Below are 15,354 nucleotides of genomic sequence, written 5' to 3' on the forward strand. Positions count from 1 at the left end.
GGGCACGCCCCGCCAGCTCGGGCGTCGCCGACGCAGGCGTCGCCGGCGCACGCAGGGCGAGGCCGCCGCCGCGCCGGCTCATGGCGCCGGAGCGTCGAGCGCCCGGATGCGACGGACCGAGTCGGCCAGCGTGATGCCATCGGTCTCGGCCGTCTCCCAGTGGGTGACCACATAGGTGGGCTCGAGCAGCTCGTCCGCGGCGTCGATCCCCGCGAGGTGAGCCGGGCTCGTGACGAACTCGTACATCGCGTCGGTCGAGGCCCACACGGCCAGCGTGCGCCCGGAGCCGCAGGACGGCGACTGGCCCAGCTGGAGGGCCAGGAGGCCGGGCTGCGACGCGAGCTGCCCCTGGATCGCCCCGAAGATCGGCACGTATCGCTCCATCACGGCGTCGCCCGGCCGTGGGACCCCGTACGTCGCGCTGACCGTGTACGACGACCCCTCCGGAGGCGGCCGGAGCTTCCCGGTCTCCGGATCGACGCCGGGCCCGCTCAGCGGCTCTGCCTCCAGATCGGCTTCGAGCACGCCCCCCGTGCACTCGGGGAGGGGGGCGTCGGTCGTCTTCCCGCCGGAATCGGAGCTGCACCCCGACAGGATCGCGCCGAGCGCCGCGATGACGGCGGCGGCGAGCGCGCCCGAGGATCGCGCGTTCGTCGCGCTCGGCATCTGGTCGAATCCACGTGTCGTCATGGTCCTGGTCCTCTCTGCTCTTTCCGTTGCCGGAGGCTCTGTCCGTTGTCGGGGGCTCAGTCAGCGCGCGAGACGATCCCGAAGACGAGGTCCGGGAACGTCCTCGCGAGGCGGCGTGAGTGGAAATTCGCCTTGCGGCCCATGCTCCGCACCTGCACCGGGGTGCCGGGCGGCGGCGCGTCGCCGAGGGTGACAGCCCATGTGAGGTTCTCGCCGGTGCGCACGGCGACATAGGTGTACGAGCCGGCCGGGAGTCGCTCCTCGACCAGGCCGGCGATGGGCGCCCGGTCGGCGGCGTCGCGGGAGAGCTGGCCGAGCGGGTTCCCGGCCGCCGCGTCGAGCGGCCCGGCGGCCACAGAGGGCCTGTCGAGCCGCCACGCGAGCACGACGAAGAGCGCCGCGAAGACCGTGAGGCCGAGGAGCGGCTTCACGAGCCGGCGCCGGGCGGATCGCGGCGCGGAGCTCCGCGCCGCGCGGGCCGAGGAGACGAGCGTCATCTGTGGCTCCTTGCGAGCACGCCTCGGGCCTCCCTCCGTGGGGGCGCCGCGGCGTGACTGGATGGACCTCAGTTCCCGGACGCTCGCGGAACGTTCAATCGACGCCGCTCTTCCGTGCACGGCGGCCCGAGCAGCCGCGGCGCGCGGCGCCGACGGCCCCCCGGGGTCGCCCTCCCCCGGAACCCCGTCGCGCCCCGAGGTTGCGGGGGCGCCCGTGGCTGCCTAGCCTGCGCAGCCCCGATGACATCAACGTTCATCCGACCTGCCGTCGAGTCCGACCTGCCTCACCTGCCCGAGATCGAGCGCTCGGCGAGCGACGCGTTCCGGGGGACGGACCTCGATGTCGAGGCCCTGGCGAACGTGACGCCGGCGGAGGGCTGGCGCGGCGCGCTCCGGGCCGGGACGCTCTGGGTGATGGACGACGGCGCCGGCGAGCCGATCGCGTTCCTGGGCGCCGAGACGGCCGGCGAGGAGCTCCACATCCGCGAGCTCGACGTCGTCCTCGACCGCCAGGGGCAAGGGCTGGGGCGACGCCTGCTCGCCCACGTCATCGCGTGGGCGCGGGCCGCGAGGCTGAAGGCGATGACCCTGACCACCTTCCGGACCGTCCCCTGGAACGGGCCGTTCTACGCCTCGATGGGCTTCCGCGAGCTGTCGCCGGCCGAGGCGTCCCCGCGGCTCGCGGAGATCCTCGAGAACGAGGCGCGCCAGGGCCTCGACCCCACGCAGCGCTGCGCCATGCGGCTCGACCTCGATCGCGGCGACAGCGCTTCGTAACGGCTCCTGTCCAACGCGGTCCACGCCGCGATCGGGCCTTTGAACGGACTGAGCGCCTCCGCGGACGGCCTTCTTGGGGTGGAGCGAGCCGCCATGATAGGGCTCGATCCATGAGCACCGCGTGGGACTGGGTCGTTCCGATTCGACAGAAGCACTTCGGCGAGCCGCTCGGAGGCCTCTACCCGCTCGAGCGCCTCGCCGACGGCGAGGCCTACTGGGCGCTGCACAAAGCCGAGCTGCTCCGCCATTTCCCGCCCGAGGTCTTCTTCAACCTCGGGGCGCTGTCCGGCGAGGAGGGCGAGCGCGCCCGCGCCCGCCTCACGGCGTCGGAGGGAGCCCACCGCCTCGCAGACTTCTGGGCGGTGCGCGACGGCGAGGCGGTCGTGGCCATGTTCTCGGGCCACCAGAGGGACGCAGAGACCTACCGCATGTGGCACTCGGCCGTTCACCCCGACTACCGCCGGCGCGGCCTGTACCGGGAGTTCCTCCGCCGGGTCCTCGCCTACACGCGAGAGCTCGGCTTCAACTACGTGGTCAGCGAGCACGCCCCTGGCAACAACGCGGTGCTCATCGCCAAGCTGAAAGCAGGGTTCCGCATCGTCGCCATGGATATCGACGCCGCCACGGGCGCCAGCCTGAACCTCAGGTACTTCCACAACGAGGCGCACCTCAGGGTCTATGAGTTCCGCTGCGGCCTGGCCACGCTCGACGAGCGCCTCCTCGCGGCTGGCACCGGCGCGATGCCGCTCTTGCTGGAGCAGCTCCGGCGCGGATCGGGCGCCGACCCGAAAACATAACGCATCGAGACAACCCAGCCTCCCGACAGGCCGGCTGCGTCGTGAACGAGGGAGCGAGATCGGGCCAGGATCCTCGCGGAGCTCGGAATCAGGGCGACACGCACGACGCGCGTCCGCGCCGGCCGAGTCCGCCATCGCGCCCCGCGCAGGTGCCACGGCACATTCGCACCGTTCGTCCGCCTTGCCTCACGCTCCAGTGAGAGTGCATCCTTCACGCGCATGCTGCCTGGCAGGCTGCTGGACGGCCGCTTCGAGCTGGCGGAGATCGCCGGATCCGGAGGCATGGGCACCGTTTACCGGGCCTTCGATCGCTCGAGCGGGACGGTGGTCGCCGTCAAGCTGCTGCGCAGGGCGGCGGACGCGCGCGCGCAGGCGCGCTTTCTCCGCGAGGCAGAGACGCTCTCCCGGCTGGAGCACCCCCACATCGTGCGCTACGCGACGCACGGCATGGCGCCGACGGGGGAGCTGTACCTCGCGATGGAGTGGCTCTCCGGCGAGAGCCTCTCGGATCGGCTGGCGCGGCAGGAGCTGCGCATCGACGAGTCGATCGCCCTCGTGAGGACGGTGGCAGATGCGCTCGGCGCGGCGCACGCGCGCGGGATCGTGCACCGCGACATCAAGCCCAGCAACCTCTTCCTGGTCGAAGGCGCGCTCGATCGGGTCAAGCTCCTCGACTTCGGCATCGCGCAGCTGGCGGACGCCTCGAAGCGGCTGACGCGGACGGAGGCGGTGCTGGGCACGCTGGGCTACATGGCGCCGGAGCAGGCGCGGGGCGAGCGGGACAGCCTGGACGCGCGCGCGGACATCTTCTCGCTCGGATGCGTGCTCTACGAGTGCCTCACCGGGAAGCCGGCGTTCCGCAAGCAACACCCGATGGCGCTCGTGTGGAAGCTGCTCCTGGAGGAGCCGCCGAGGGCGAGGGAGCTGCGGCCCGACGTGCCCCACGCGCTCGACGAGCTCGTCGCGCAGATGCTGGCCAAGGATCCCTCGGCGCGGCCCGAGGACGGCGCGGCCGTGGCGCGCACCCTGGACACGCTCGGCGCCTGGACGAGGAGCAAGGTGTCCTCGGCCCCCCTTCCCGGCGCGGTCATCACCACGGGCGAGAAGCGCCTGGTCTCGATGGTGGCGGTCCGGCCGGCGCAAGCCTCGTTTTTCGAGTCGACAGAGTCGCTCGATCTGCACGCGTCACCGCCGAACACGCTCGCCGTGGTGCGCCGCGCGGCCATGCCGCTGAGCGCGCAGGTGGAGGAGCTCGGCGACGGGATGGTGGTGACGCTCGTGGTGAGCGCGGGCAGCGCGACCGACCAGGCGGCGCTCGTGGCGCGCTGCGCGCTCGAGATCTGCGCGCAGCTCCCCGGCGCGGCGGTCGTCCTGGTGACGGGGTGGGGCGAGCCGGCGGGTCGATCGCCGCTCAGCGAGGTGCTGGACAGGGCGGCCGCCCTGCTCGACGAGGCCGCCGCGACCGGCCGCGCGGAGAGCCGGCGCGAGGGGGTCCACATCGACGCGGTGACGCGCGCGCTGCTCGACGTGCGCTTCGAGGTCGTGGAGCGGGGCGGGCTCTCCTGGCTCAAGGCGGAGCGCGAGATCGGCGAGGGGCCGCGCAAGCTCCTGGGCAAGCCGAGCCCCCACGTCGGGCGCGAGCGGGAGCTGCGCCACCTGCTCGACCTCGTCGACGAGAGCTTCGCCGAGCGGCGCGCCGCGGTGGCGCTGGTGACCGCCGCGGCGGGCATGGGCAAATCACGCCTGCGCCACGAGGCCGTCGAGGTGCTGCGCCAGCGCCACCCCGACGTGAGCCTGAGCGTCGTCCGCGGCGACTCCATCGGCACGGGCGCCGCGTTCGCGATGCTCGCCGGGTCGCTGCGGGGCGCGCTCGGGATCGCCGCGGGCGAGGCCGTCGACGCGCGGCGACGGAAGCTCGCGCAGGCCCTCGCGCCGCTCTTCTCGGGCGAGGAAGGGCTACGGGTGGGCGGGTTCCTGGGCGAGCTGCTCGGCGTCGCCCCCCTCCCCGACGAGGACCTGCCGGCGCTGCGGGCCGCGCGGCACAATCCGGCGCTGATGGCCGAGGGGATCCAGCGCGCGTACATCGACTACGCGCGCGCCGTGACGGCCGCGCGCCCCGTGCTCGTCGTGCTCGAGGATCTCCACTGGGGGGACGCGCCCTCGATGGGGATCTTCGACCGGGCGCTGCGGGAGCTCGGCGACCGGCCGTACGCGCTGCTCGCCTTCGCCCGGCCCGAGGTTCACGCGGCCTTCCCGAGGCTCTGGGCCGAGCGGGGCCTCTCGGAGCTCCGGTTGCGCGAGCTGCCCGCCCGCGCGGCCGAGCAGCTCGTGCGGAGCGCGCTCGGCGGCGCGGGCAGGCAGCTCGCGCCCGGGGAGATCTCCGCGCTCATCCACCGGGCCGGAGGCAACGCCTTCTATCTGGAGGAGCTCATCCGGGCCCTTTCGGAAGGGCGCGGCGGCGCGCTGCCGGAGACGGTGCTGGGCATGGCGGAGGCGCGCCTCGCGGCGCTCGGGCTCGAGGCGCGGCGGCAGCTGCGGGCGGCGAGCGTCTTCGGGGAGGTCGCCTGGGTGGGCGGCGTGCGCGCGCTGCTCGGCGCCGGGACGTCGGGGACGAGCGAGCGCGACGCGTGGGCCGAGCTGGTCGAGCGCGAGATCATCGAGCGCCGGCCGAGCTCCCGGTTCGCGGGCGAGGAGGAGATCGCCTTCTGCCACCCGCTCTTGCGGGAGGGGGCCTACGCGATGCTGACGGATCGCGACCGGGCGCTCGGCCACCGGCTCGCCGGCGAGTGGCTGCTCGCGGCCGGCGAGCAGGATCCGATGGTGCTCGCCGAGCACTTCGCGCGGGGCGACGACCCCGCGCGCGCCGCGGAGCAGTACCGGCGCGCGGCAGAGCTGGCCAGCTGGCCGAGCGCTACCTGAGCCGACGCCAGCGCGACGTCGCCATCATCCGTGCGCCGCGTCCCCGCGCGCACGGGCGATCGTGTGGATGAGCTCGCGCGCGTCGAACGGCTTGTGCAGGCACGCGTACCCGCCCTTGCTCATGATCGCGCTGACCATCTCCGGGACCGCGTGGCCGGTCATGGCGATCACCGTGACGCGCTTCTTCAGCCCCCGCATCTGCGCGCACGTCGTCACGCCGTCCTGATCGGGCATGACGAGATCGAGCACGCAGACGTCGATGCCCCGCTCGATGACGTACTGGACGGCGGCCCGCCCATCGTGGACGGCGTGGGCCGACAGCCCCGCGTCCCGGAGCACCGCCACGATCGAGTCGGCGACCTTCGGGATGTCGTCCACCACGAGGACGGCCGGCGAGTCCACCGCGCGAGCGACGATGCGCGCGAGGTGGTCCATCGAGAACGGCTTGTGGATCACCGTGTACACGCCCTCGGCGATCGCCTCCTCGATGAGCCTCTCGAGCGCGAACGCGGTCATCAGCACGACGGTGAGCTCCGGCTGGATCCTCTTGAGCTCCCGGAACGTCTCGACGCCGTTGAGCCCGGGCATGCGGATGTCGCTGATGACCAGCGTGAACGCCTGCTGCCGGACGAGCTCGAGCGCGTGGATGCCGTCCCTCGCCTCCACCACCTCGTAGCCCTCGAGCTCGAGGCTGGCGGCGAGCGTGATGCGCATGCCCTCCTCGTCGTCGATCACGAGCACCCGCTTGCCCCGCTGCGCGGCCTCCTGCACCTGCATGGCTTGCCCCCCCGTCATACGCCCTGAGTCCCGGTCGGCGTCAGCGCTGGCTCCGCGGCCTCGGGCTCCTCGCGCACCGGCAGCCGCACGACGAAGGTCGTGCCGTTGCCGAGCGAGCTCGTCGCCTCGATCGTGCCGCCGTGCCGCTCCACGATCCCGGCGCTGATCGCCAGGCCGAGGCCCGTCCCCTTCAGCTTGGTGCTGAACAGCGGCTCGAAGATCCGCGCGAGCGTCTCCTCGGAGATGCCCGTCCCATCGTCGACGACCGAGAGCGTCACCCCGTCGCCCGTCCGCTCCGCGGCGATGCGCACGCGCCCCTCGCGCTCGGCCGGGATCGCCTCGGCCGCGTTCTGGATCAGGTTCACGAGCACCTGCCGGAACTGGTCCTTGTCGATCTCCACGACAGGGAGCGTGTCCGGTACGTCGTTGTCGACGCGCACGCGCGGCGGGATCTCGACGACCGAGATGGCGTCGTCCACGAGGGGCCTCAGCGCGCACGCCGCGAAGCGCGGCCGCCGCTCACGCGCGAAGTCGAGCAGATTGCTGATGATCTTGGCGCACGCCGCGAGCTCTTTCTCGATGATCGAGAGGAACTGCGCCACGCGGGGCTCCGCGCCGAGCTCGGTCCCGGAGAGGCGCTTCTTGAGGTAATGGTTCGCGTTCCGGACGGCGCCGAGCGGGTTCCTCAGGTCGTGCCCGACGCTCGCCGCGAGCTGCCCCACCGCGGCGAGCTTCTCCATGCGCATCCTGGCCTCCTGGGCGTCGCGGAGGCTGGAGGCCATCTCGTTGAACGCCGCGCTCATGCGACCGAACTCGTGCTCATCGAGCACCGAGAGGCGCAGCCCGAGATCCCCCTGGGCGATCCGCCGGGAGCCGTCGAGCAGCGAGTTGAAGCCGCGGTCCACCGAGCGGAGGAGCCGCCCGAGCAGCACGACGAGGACGAGCAGCGCGCCGCCGGTCGCCACCGCGCCGAGCAACGCCACCCGCGCCCGGAGGTGGCGCTCGTCGTCGAGGATCCTGGCCACGTCGCGCTCCGCGTCGTGCACGGCCGCGCTGATGTGCGGGAGGAACTCCGATTTGTACTCGCGGTCGGCGAGCTGCACGAGCATCTCGTGCCGCTCGTTCGTGCGCTCGCGCTCGACACGGGTCGCGGCCGCCACGCCTTCGACGATCCGCGCAAAGCTCGTTCGCATGAAGCCGATGTGCTCGATCTCCTCCGTCGATTCCTCGTCGCTCTCCCTGATCTCCTCGTCGGCGATCATCGCCCTCTTGCGCGCCTCGATGGCGTCGAGATCGCGCACCGTGGCCTCGGCCGCGCTCGTGAGCTCCTCGCTGAGGCTGCCGTGGAGCACCGACTTGACCGCCTCGTTCATGTAGCGGCTGGCGTTGCTGGCGAGGGTGACGTGCAGCTTCAGGTCGTCGTAGGAAGCCTCGGCGCGCCGCTGAAAGACGAGCATCTCCGCGATGGCGAAGTAGAAGGCGCCGCCGGCGACGAGGACCGCCGCCAGCGCGACGCCGAAGATGGCGGCCAGTGTGGCTCGAATGCTCATGGGGAGCGGCTCCTGCTTGCGTGCTTCACGTGGTCGTCGCCGTCGCCCGCGAGCTCGATCTCCCTCGTGACGAGGAGCATGAGCCCGGCGTCGGGCGTCTCCCCCGCGAGGCCGAGCTCGAGCGCGGCGCCGAGCTCCAGGCCGGGCGCCGGGTGCCAGAGCACGCCGGGCGCGAGGAGCAGCGACGTCGTGTCTTCGATCTCGGCGGCGAGCTCGATGGTCGGCACCACGTCGCCGAGCGGCAGGATCAAGCCCAGCGAGGCGCCGGGGCTGAGCTCCGTGGCGTCGCTCCCGGCGGCCGGGAGCCGGATCTCGGCCGACGCGGAGATGCCCACGTGCACGCGCCCGATCGCCTTGTCGAGGCTCACGAACGGCTCCAGCGCGTAACCCGGCGCGCCGAGCTCGCGCGCGCCGGCGGGGAGCCCGGCCCCGAGCCCCGCGGACAGCGCGAGCCCGAGCCCCCGCTCGTTGACGAGGTTGTACAGGGCCTCCAGCTCGACGGAGCCGAGCCCGGCCACGACGCCGCTGTCCTGGCGCGCGAGCTCCAGGGGGAGCTCTCCCCCGAGCTGCAGGCGATCGGTGATCCCGAGCTCCAGCAGCAGCGGGATGCGGAAGCCGACCTGGCGCCCGTCGCGTTCCCACCTCGGCGCGCTCGTGATCTGCAGCTCGAGCGCCTCCTGCGGAAAGGCCGTCTCGCCAAGGAACAGCTCCTCGATCGGCGGCCGCGCCGCCTCGTCTTCTGCCTCCGTCCGCTCCGGCTCCGCGGGCGCGGCCGCCGTCGACGCGACCAGGAGCGAGACCAGCGAGGCCCGGGGGCGCGCCCGCCGCGCGGAGGGCACGGCCGCTGGCTCCCGGGCCGCCGGCGCGCGCCCTGCGGGCGGACCGCTCACGCTCACGGCGCCGGCTCCGATCCGGCGTCGCGGAGCACCGGCGCGGCGGCGAGCGGCAGCGCGATGACGACCGACGAGCCGTGCGCCCGAGGCTCGACGGCGAGCGACCCGCTGTAGCGACGGGCGACCCGCCTCGCGATGTTCAGCCCCAGGCCGGAGTGACCCGGCTTGGTCGTGTAGAACGGCCGCAGGATCGCCTCGCTGTCCGCCTCGCAGGGGACAGCCGCCGCGTCCGTGACCTCGATGCAGTACCGCGCGGCGCTCGAGGTGCCCCGAACCGTGACCACGCCGTCCCCCGGCGTCGACTCCACGGCGTTCTCGATCAGGCACCGCACCGCGACGGCGAGCTCGATCGGGTCCGCCTCGACGTCGCCGTCCTGAGCCGAGAGGACGATGCGGGCCCCGGACGCGCCGATGCGCGCGCACGCCGCCGCGCGGCGCACGCAGCCCGCCGCGCTCACGCACACGCTCCTGCGGGTGAAGAGCCGTGCGGCGTCGACCGACTCCTCGAGCCGCGCGCTCGCCGCGATCACCTCCTCGTCGATGATCCCGAAGAACTCCTCGATCCTCGGATCCGCCGTGTAGGCCGCGTCACGCGCGACCTTCCGCTTGATGTAGAACGACGCATTCCGGACGATCGCAAAGCGGTTGCGCAGGTCGTGACGCAGCACGGACAGGATCTCGTCCGCGACCGCGGCCTGCTCCGCCGCACCCAGGGGATCCCAGCTGTTCATGCCGATCCTCGCTCCTCGGCCCTCGCGCGCAGCGCGGCTCGCCCGTCGCCGCCAGCGAGGAGCACTCGAACCCTTCTCTGCACCATCGCGCCGACGCCACCGTCGCCTCGACCGTGGGAGAGCTTGGAATGAGTTCTTAAAGACACTGACACAAGCGCCGTCTCCCTGGGGCCATCGCGCGCCCGAGTCTCGCGCCGCTGCGTCGCGGGCGCACAAGAGCACGCCTGGACGATCCGTGCCATCGGTCACGTCTACAACACGTCTACACGTCTGCACGTCTGGTGCGACGCCACCCCTCAACCAGCGCCACCCTTGATAAACATACGTGACAAAGTTTGTGTCAGTCAACGGCATAATAATGCCCTTCACAGCACATTTCCGTTCAACGGATTTCCGTCCACCCTCCGCCCTCATGCTCCTTGCGCTGCGCTGCCCTGCCCTGCCCTGCATCACCGTGATTGCCCTGGTCGCACAGCCAACTGGCCAATCCGTCGCCGGACATCGCCGTGTGTCGTGAACGAACCGCCGCGGGTCTCCTCTCCACGAGCGCGGCGTCGGCGCGGCGGGTGGACAGGCGGGCGCGCTCGCGCCGGCGCGAGCGCCGGCCTCGATTCCTCCACTGCTTCAGATTTGCGATGAGTGTGCTCCGGAGCGCACCCCGACACGCAGATCCGAAAAAAAACTCCTGTCCGTGATTGGTTGGGAGCCGTTCCCGACACAGTGACGCGAGCCGTGCTCGCCCCCCGTCACCCCCGCCGCTCGCCTCGCCGGCGTTGCCTTGCCGCTCGCGGCGCGCCCTGCGCCCGCAGCGGTGCGCGCTCGTCGTGCCGCCGGCCCGGCACCTCGACCGAGCGTGCCCTGGCGGCCTGCGGGACCGGGAGGCGAAGGGCCAGCGCCATCCGGCGTGGATGGGCTGATGCTCGTGTCGTCACTGGAGGAAAGGCATGTTCATGGACTGGAACGTTCGATCGGCCGCGCGCGCGCGCGGCCGGATGCTTGCCCGGGTGTCCTGTCTCGCGCTGCTCACCGCCGCCTGCTCCCCTGATCCGGAGACGGCCGCGGGCGGCGCCGGCGGAGGCGGGGGGACGGGCGGCGCGGGCGGGAGCTCCCAGCCGGAAGGGAGCAGCTCGAGCGCGAGCGCGGGCAGCACCGCGATCTCGGCCGGCTCCACGGGCGGCGCGGGGGCTGGGGGCGACGCGCCCGCCGGCTCGGGAGGCTCGGCGGGTTCTTCAGGTGGGCCGAGCGGCAGCGGCGGCGCGGGCGGCGCGGGGCCGCTGCCGGACATCACGATCTGGATCGCGGGGGACTCGACGGTCGCCAACGGGCAGACCCCCTGCCCGGCGGGCTGGGGCGGCCAGTTCGCGGCGCTCTTCGACGACCGGGTCACCGTGGTGAACAGCGCCGTCGGCGGCCGCAGCGTGCGCACGTGGCTCTACAACGTGCAGACCACCATGGATAGCGCGGGGGAGTGCGAGCTCGCGCGCGACTCGAGCGGCGAGCCCGTGCTGCAGGCCAGGTGGGTCCAGATGCTCGACGGCATGAAGCGGGGCGATTATCTGTTCATCCAGTTCGGCATCAACGACGGCTCGCGCACGTGCGATCGGCACGTGGGGCTCGACGCCTTCAAGTCGAGCTACGGGATGATGGCCCGCGCCGCCGAGGAGCGAGGCGCCCAGCCCGTGTTCGTGACCCCCGTGAGCGCGATCTCCTGCAGCGGGAGCACGGCCCGGGGGACGCGCGGCGGCTACGTGACCGCGACCCACGAGGCGGGCGAGGAGTACGGCGCGCCGGTCATCGACCTGCACGAGCTCAGCGTAGCGCTCTACGACGCCCTGGGCTTCTGCCCGGTCCCCGGGGGCGACGTGAGCGCGACGACCAGCGGCCCCGTCGGCGAGTTCTTCTGCGATGATCACACGCACTTCTCGCGCTCCGGCGCGGAGCAGATCGCGAAGGTCATGGCCGGCGCCGTCCGCGATCAGAAGCTCGGCCTGGCCGCGTACCTCGAGTGATCCGCGCCGGCGCGCGGGAGCTTGGCGCCGTCGAACTTGGCGCCGTCGAGCTTGGCGCCAGTGAGCTTCGCGTACTGCAGGTCTGCGTCGCGGAGGTCGGCGCCGCGGAGGTCGGCGCCGTCGAACTCGGCGCCGGTGAACTCGGCGCCGGCCAACTTCGCTTCGCGGAGGTCGGCGTTCGAGAAGACGACGCGGCCGCAGCGAGCGCCTTCGAGATCCGCCCCGCGGAGGTCGGCGCGGCGGAAGACGCAGTCGTAGAGATCGACCCCCTCGAGGCGCGCGCTAGCGAACTTCGCCTCTTCGAACGGGATCACCATGAGGTCTGCCTTGCGCAGGTCGGCTCCCGTGAGATCGATGCCCGAGAGCTGCACGAACCCGCCGCTCGACGTGCGCCAGCGCGACCGCCAGCGGTTCCAACGCTCGATGCCGTCTTTGACCTCACCTCGCAGCATCGCGCGCGACTCTTCGAACGTAGGAAGCAGCATCTCGATGAGCTTCTTCTCGCTCAGCTTGATGACTTTGTCGCCCTTGGCGATGCGCGCGTCGATCTCGGTCTCCGCCTTCGACGGGACGTGCTTCACGTACGGAATACGCGCGCCGACGAAGTGCGTCGCGTCCTTCGCCTTCTTCGCGACCGCGCCGCCCAGCTCGATCAGCATGTCTTCGCGGAACTCGCGCGACGTGCGCACATCCATCGCCGAGCTCTGGAATCTGCCTGCGTAGAGAATGCAACTCCCGGCGAGGCGCTCCTCGAACATGCCTTGCGGCTTCTTCTCCGCCAGCGGGGTGAAGCCGAGCTCGAAGGGAGTGACGCGCTTCTTCGTGCCTTCGATCGCGCGGATGGCGAGGTTGCCGTGCCCGTCGATGTACGCGATCTCGGTTCCGTCCTCGGAGGCGGTGAGCGGGAGGATCTCGAAGCCGTGGAACTCGATGTCCTCCGGAGCCTCGGGCTCGTCGAGCCATTGGCCCTCCTCGGCGTCGGCCGTCCTCGTACGGCCCGCGGAGTCGACGACGACCGCGCGGGCATCGTCGACGAACGCGACCTGCCCGAGGCGCTTGTCTGGATGGGAGAGGGTAGCTGTCACCTCACCCGAACGCGGATCGATGAAGACGAGCGCGCTGTCCGACGAATGATTGCTGATGTCACGATCGATGCTGACGGCGATCCATCCGACGCGCGAGACGGCGACGCCGCCGCAGCGCTCGGGCGCACCGCTCTCCAGCTCGATCGCATGGACGGGTGTCTCCGGATCGTCGAGCCGCCAGACTCGGACCGCGTCGGACACCGAGACGGCCCAGGTGTCGTCGGACCCGAACGTGCAGGCCGACACCTTGGCGTCGTGCGAGAGCGTCGCGGTGCGGACGCCGCGCGCACGGTCCCAGAGCTCGACGTTCGACGCGACGGGGAGCATCACCGTCTTTCCGTCGCGCGAGACCGCCGCCACGCCCTGGGGAGAGATCGCGTCGTTCGCGAAGATCGCCTTGCCCTCGTCGGTGATCTCGCGCACCACGACGGCGTTTTCGCGCTCGACGAGGAGCAGCTCTCCCTGCGGGAGGTTCGCGAGCGCCGCTGGGCCGCTCGCGCGCCGCTCGCTGACCGTGCCGTCGGTCCTTCGCCAAGACCAGATCCCCGACGAGCCGGCGACGACGACGCGCTCGCGGCTCAGCGCGATCGCGTGTGGCGCGTTAATCCCGAGCTCGCTCGAAGCCGGCTCACCGTCCGAGGTCCAGATGCCGATGCCAGACGCCGTCGAGCCTGCGGCGAGCCACTTCCCGTCGCGCGAGAGCGCCATCGCGGGGCCCTGGCCGTACGCGTGGTGGCGAGGCGTGCGGACGCGACGGACCTCCGCGCCGCTGCGTTTCCACCAGCGAAAGTAGCGATCGTTGCCTTGCGAGACCACCGTCTCGCCGTCGGCCAGGAACGCGAGCCAGCGACAACCGGCCGGGCCCCCGTCCTGCTCGCCCGAGCCATCATCTTCCTGGAAGCGATGGGAGCCCAGGAGTCGCACGGGCTCGAGCGATGCGCCGTCCCAGAGGTGGACGTCGCCTTGTCCGTGGCCGCCGGCGAGCACGCTGCCCTCGGGTGAGAACGCGAGTACGAGGATCTTGGAGCTCTTTCGTTGGGCGAGCTCCTTCTTCGACTTGCGATCGAAGACGCGGACGATGCCCTTCTGTCCGCCGGTCGCGAACGTCGCTCCGTCGGGTGAGAAGGCGAACGCGAAGATCTCGCCTGCGGGCTCGCTCAGGTCGTGAAGTCGTTTGCCGGTACGCGCGTCGAGGACGTTGGCGACGGAGTCTCCGCCGTAGGTCGCGACGATCGCACCGTCGGCGCTCACGGTCGCGAACGCGAACTTCCTCGTCGCCTTCTCTCCGAGCTTCCACGAGAGCTCGCCGTCCTGGCCGAGGCGCGCGATGGATCCACGCGCCCACAGGAGAAGGTCGCCGTCAGGCAACGCGAAGACGCCAGTGAAGCGACCGGTCACTGTCTGCTCGTCGAGCGCACGACCGTCGTCGATGGCGAAGCGATGCACCTTCGTGCGCTTCTCGCCGGTCACGAGAGCCACGAGCGTTCTGGAGTCCGGAGAAAAATCGAGACCAGTGAAGCTGCCGGGCGCGTTGAAGCGGGTGGCCCCGAAGACCTGTCGGTTCATCGAACCGAACCTTATTCGGATCCGTTGCCTTTCAGCGCTCCATCGGTCGTCATTCTCGGACGTGCGAGCCGGCGCGCGCACATGGGGCGACCATCGGGGCTCGACAGGCGTTGATGTCGCGGCCGAGCCCACCGCGATCGAGGACGAAGCGGCGCTCGGGCGACCAGCTACCGGTCCGGCCGCGGATCGAGTACTTGATCTCGGTGACGCGCCATCTGCTCGGCCTCTCCGCGCTGATCTCCGGTCTTGTCCTCGCCGGATGCAATGCGATCTCGGGTATCGGCAGCCTGACCTTCGACGGCGTGGGCGCGAGCGGAGGAGGCGGCGCCCCGCCTGGCGATGGGGGTGGCGGGCCGGGCGGCGGCGGCGGTGAGGCGGGCGGCGCGGGCGGCGGCGGCGGTGAGGCGGGCGGCGGCGGTGAGGTGGGCGGCGCGGGCGGCGGCGGCGGCGAGTGCGACGGGGAGCCGTGCCCGGCGCCGACAGGCGTCGACGTCGTGGAGCAGACCTATACCGAGCTGCGCGGCAGCCCCGGTACGGCCACCCCTGCCATGGACCGGTGCCCGGAGAGCCAGGTGCTCCTCGGGTTTCGAGGGTCCCTGGGACCGCTGGGGGAGTCGCTCATCCATGCCAAGATCCAGGCGCAGTGCGGCCACCTGGAGCTCACGGGAGACGGCCCGTACACCATCACCACGATGCCCGGCGACGTGACCCCTTTCCAGGGCAGCGAGGGCACCGAGTCCTGGGAGATGGTGTGCCCGGAGAACGAGGTGGTGGTGGGCTTCAGCGGTTGGTCTGGCAGGTACCTCGATCTCCTCTTCATCGCTTGTGCGCCGCTCCTCGTGACGGGACCTCCCGGCGATCTCCGCGTCGAGCTCGGCCCCGTGACGTGGCCGGACGGCGTGGGCGGCGACGGCGGCAGCGAGTTCCCGGACACCTTCTGCGGTGCAGACCAGGTCGCGAACCTCGTTCAGACCGTCGTCGAGGGCGGAGCCATCGGCGCCTTCGGCCTGGGCTGCACGACGCCCTCGCTCACGTACTGACCCGCCCGCGCTTGCGCCGGGGG

The 15,354-nt window shown here is 71.9% G+C and carries 12 protein-coding genes; 5 read left to right on the forward strand and 7 right to left on the reverse strand.

Features of this window, described 5'->3' with window-relative positions; translation table 11 throughout:
- Window positions 1-78 precede the first annotated feature (78 nt).
- Window positions 79-690 (reverse strand): antibiotic biosynthesis monooxygenase family protein, encoded by a 612-nt coding sequence (locus WMF12_RS27200; RefSeq protein ID WP_437850145.1) that lies wholly within the window; start codon window positions 688-690, stop codon window positions 79-81.
- 56 nt (window positions 691-746) lie between these two features.
- Complete coding sequence (locus WMF12_RS27205) at window positions 747-1,187, reverse strand: hypothetical protein (protein ID WP_437850146.1); 441 nt, start codon at window positions 1,185-1,187, stop codon at window positions 747-749.
- A gap of 240 nt (window positions 1,188-1,427) precedes the next feature.
- On the opposite strand from WMF12_RS27205, the gene WMF12_RS27210 reads away from it, so the two are divergent.
- The 3 genes from WMF12_RS27210 to WMF12_RS27220 all read left to right on the forward strand — a co-directional run bounded on the left by WMF12_RS27210 (window position 1,428) and on the right by WMF12_RS27220 (window position 5,680).
- Complete coding sequence (locus tag WMF12_RS27210; RefSeq protein ID WP_437850147.1) at window positions 1,428-1,964, forward strand: GNAT family N-acetyltransferase; 537 nt, start codon at window positions 1,428-1,430, stop codon at window positions 1,962-1,964.
- 110 nt (window positions 1,965-2,074) lie between these two features.
- On the forward strand, window positions 2,075-2,761 hold the full coding sequence (locus WMF12_RS27215) for a GNAT family N-acetyltransferase (protein ID WP_437850148.1): 687 nt from the start codon (window positions 2,075-2,077) through the stop codon (window positions 2,759-2,761).
- Between the two features lie 219 nt (window positions 2,762-2,980).
- Window positions 2,981-5,680: a protein kinase domain-containing protein gene (locus WMF12_RS27220; protein ID WP_437850149.1), complete on the forward strand. Its 2,700-nt coding sequence runs from the start codon at window positions 2,981-2,983 to the stop codon at window positions 5,678-5,680.
- 24 nt (window positions 5,681-5,704) lie between these two features.
- On the opposite strand, the gene WMF12_RS27225 is transcribed toward WMF12_RS27220, so the two are convergent.
- The 4 genes from WMF12_RS27225 to WMF12_RS27240 are packed head-to-tail and all read right to left on the reverse strand — an operon-like array spanning window position 5,705 to window position 9,631.
- Complete coding sequence (locus WMF12_RS27225) at window positions 5,705-6,457, reverse strand: response regulator (RefSeq protein WP_437850150.1); 753 nt, start codon at window positions 6,455-6,457, stop codon at window positions 5,705-5,707.
- Window positions 6,458-6,471: 14 nt separating this feature from the next.
- Window positions 6,472-8,007 carry a sensor histidine kinase gene (locus WMF12_RS27230; RefSeq protein ID WP_437850151.1) on the reverse strand — a complete coding sequence of 512 codons (1,536 nt, stop codon included), beginning with the start codon at window positions 8,005-8,007 and terminating at the stop codon, window positions 6,472-6,474.
- The gene (locus WMF12_RS27235) at window positions 8,004-8,903 is read right to left on the reverse strand and encodes a hypothetical protein (RefSeq protein ID WP_437850152.1); all 900 of its coding nucleotides are present in this window, start codon (window positions 8,901-8,903) and stop codon (window positions 8,004-8,006) included. Before WMF12_RS27235 ends, WMF12_RS27230 begins: the two co-directional genes overlap by 4 nt.
- On the reverse strand, window positions 8,900-9,631 hold the full coding sequence (locus WMF12_RS27240; RefSeq protein WP_437850153.1) for a sensor histidine kinase: 732 nt from the start codon (window positions 9,629-9,631) through the stop codon (window positions 8,900-8,902). The genes WMF12_RS27235 and WMF12_RS27240 overlap by 4 nt, the downstream gene beginning before the upstream one ends.
- A gap of 950 nt (window positions 9,632-10,581) precedes the next feature.
- Here WMF12_RS27240 and WMF12_RS27245 point away from each other — a divergent pair.
- Window positions 10,582-11,640 (forward strand): GDSL-type esterase/lipase family protein, encoded by a 1,059-nt coding sequence (locus WMF12_RS27245; RefSeq protein WP_437850154.1) that lies wholly within the window; start codon window positions 10,582-10,584, stop codon window positions 11,638-11,640.
- On the opposite strand, the gene WMF12_RS27250 is transcribed toward WMF12_RS27245, so the two are convergent.
- Complete coding sequence (locus WMF12_RS27250; protein WP_437850155.1) at window positions 11,607-14,372, reverse strand: pentapeptide repeat-containing protein; 2,766 nt, start codon at window positions 14,370-14,372, stop codon at window positions 11,607-11,609. The two genes, WMF12_RS27245 and WMF12_RS27250, sit on opposite strands and share 34 nt — an antisense overlap.
- Before the next feature lie 122 nt (window positions 14,373-14,494).
- On the opposite strand from WMF12_RS27250, the gene WMF12_RS27255 reads away from it, so the two are divergent.
- On the forward strand, window positions 14,495-15,331 hold the full coding sequence (locus WMF12_RS27255; RefSeq protein WP_437850156.1) for a hypothetical protein: 837 nt from the start codon (window positions 14,495-14,497) through the stop codon (window positions 15,329-15,331).
- The last annotated feature ends 23 nt before the right edge of the window (window positions 15,332-15,354 follow it).

It is taken from the genome of Sorangium sp. So ce363, assembly GCF_051520435.1.
Lineage (GTDB): Bacteria > Myxococcota_A > Polyangia > Polyangiales > Polyangiaceae > Sorangium > Sorangium cellulosum_B.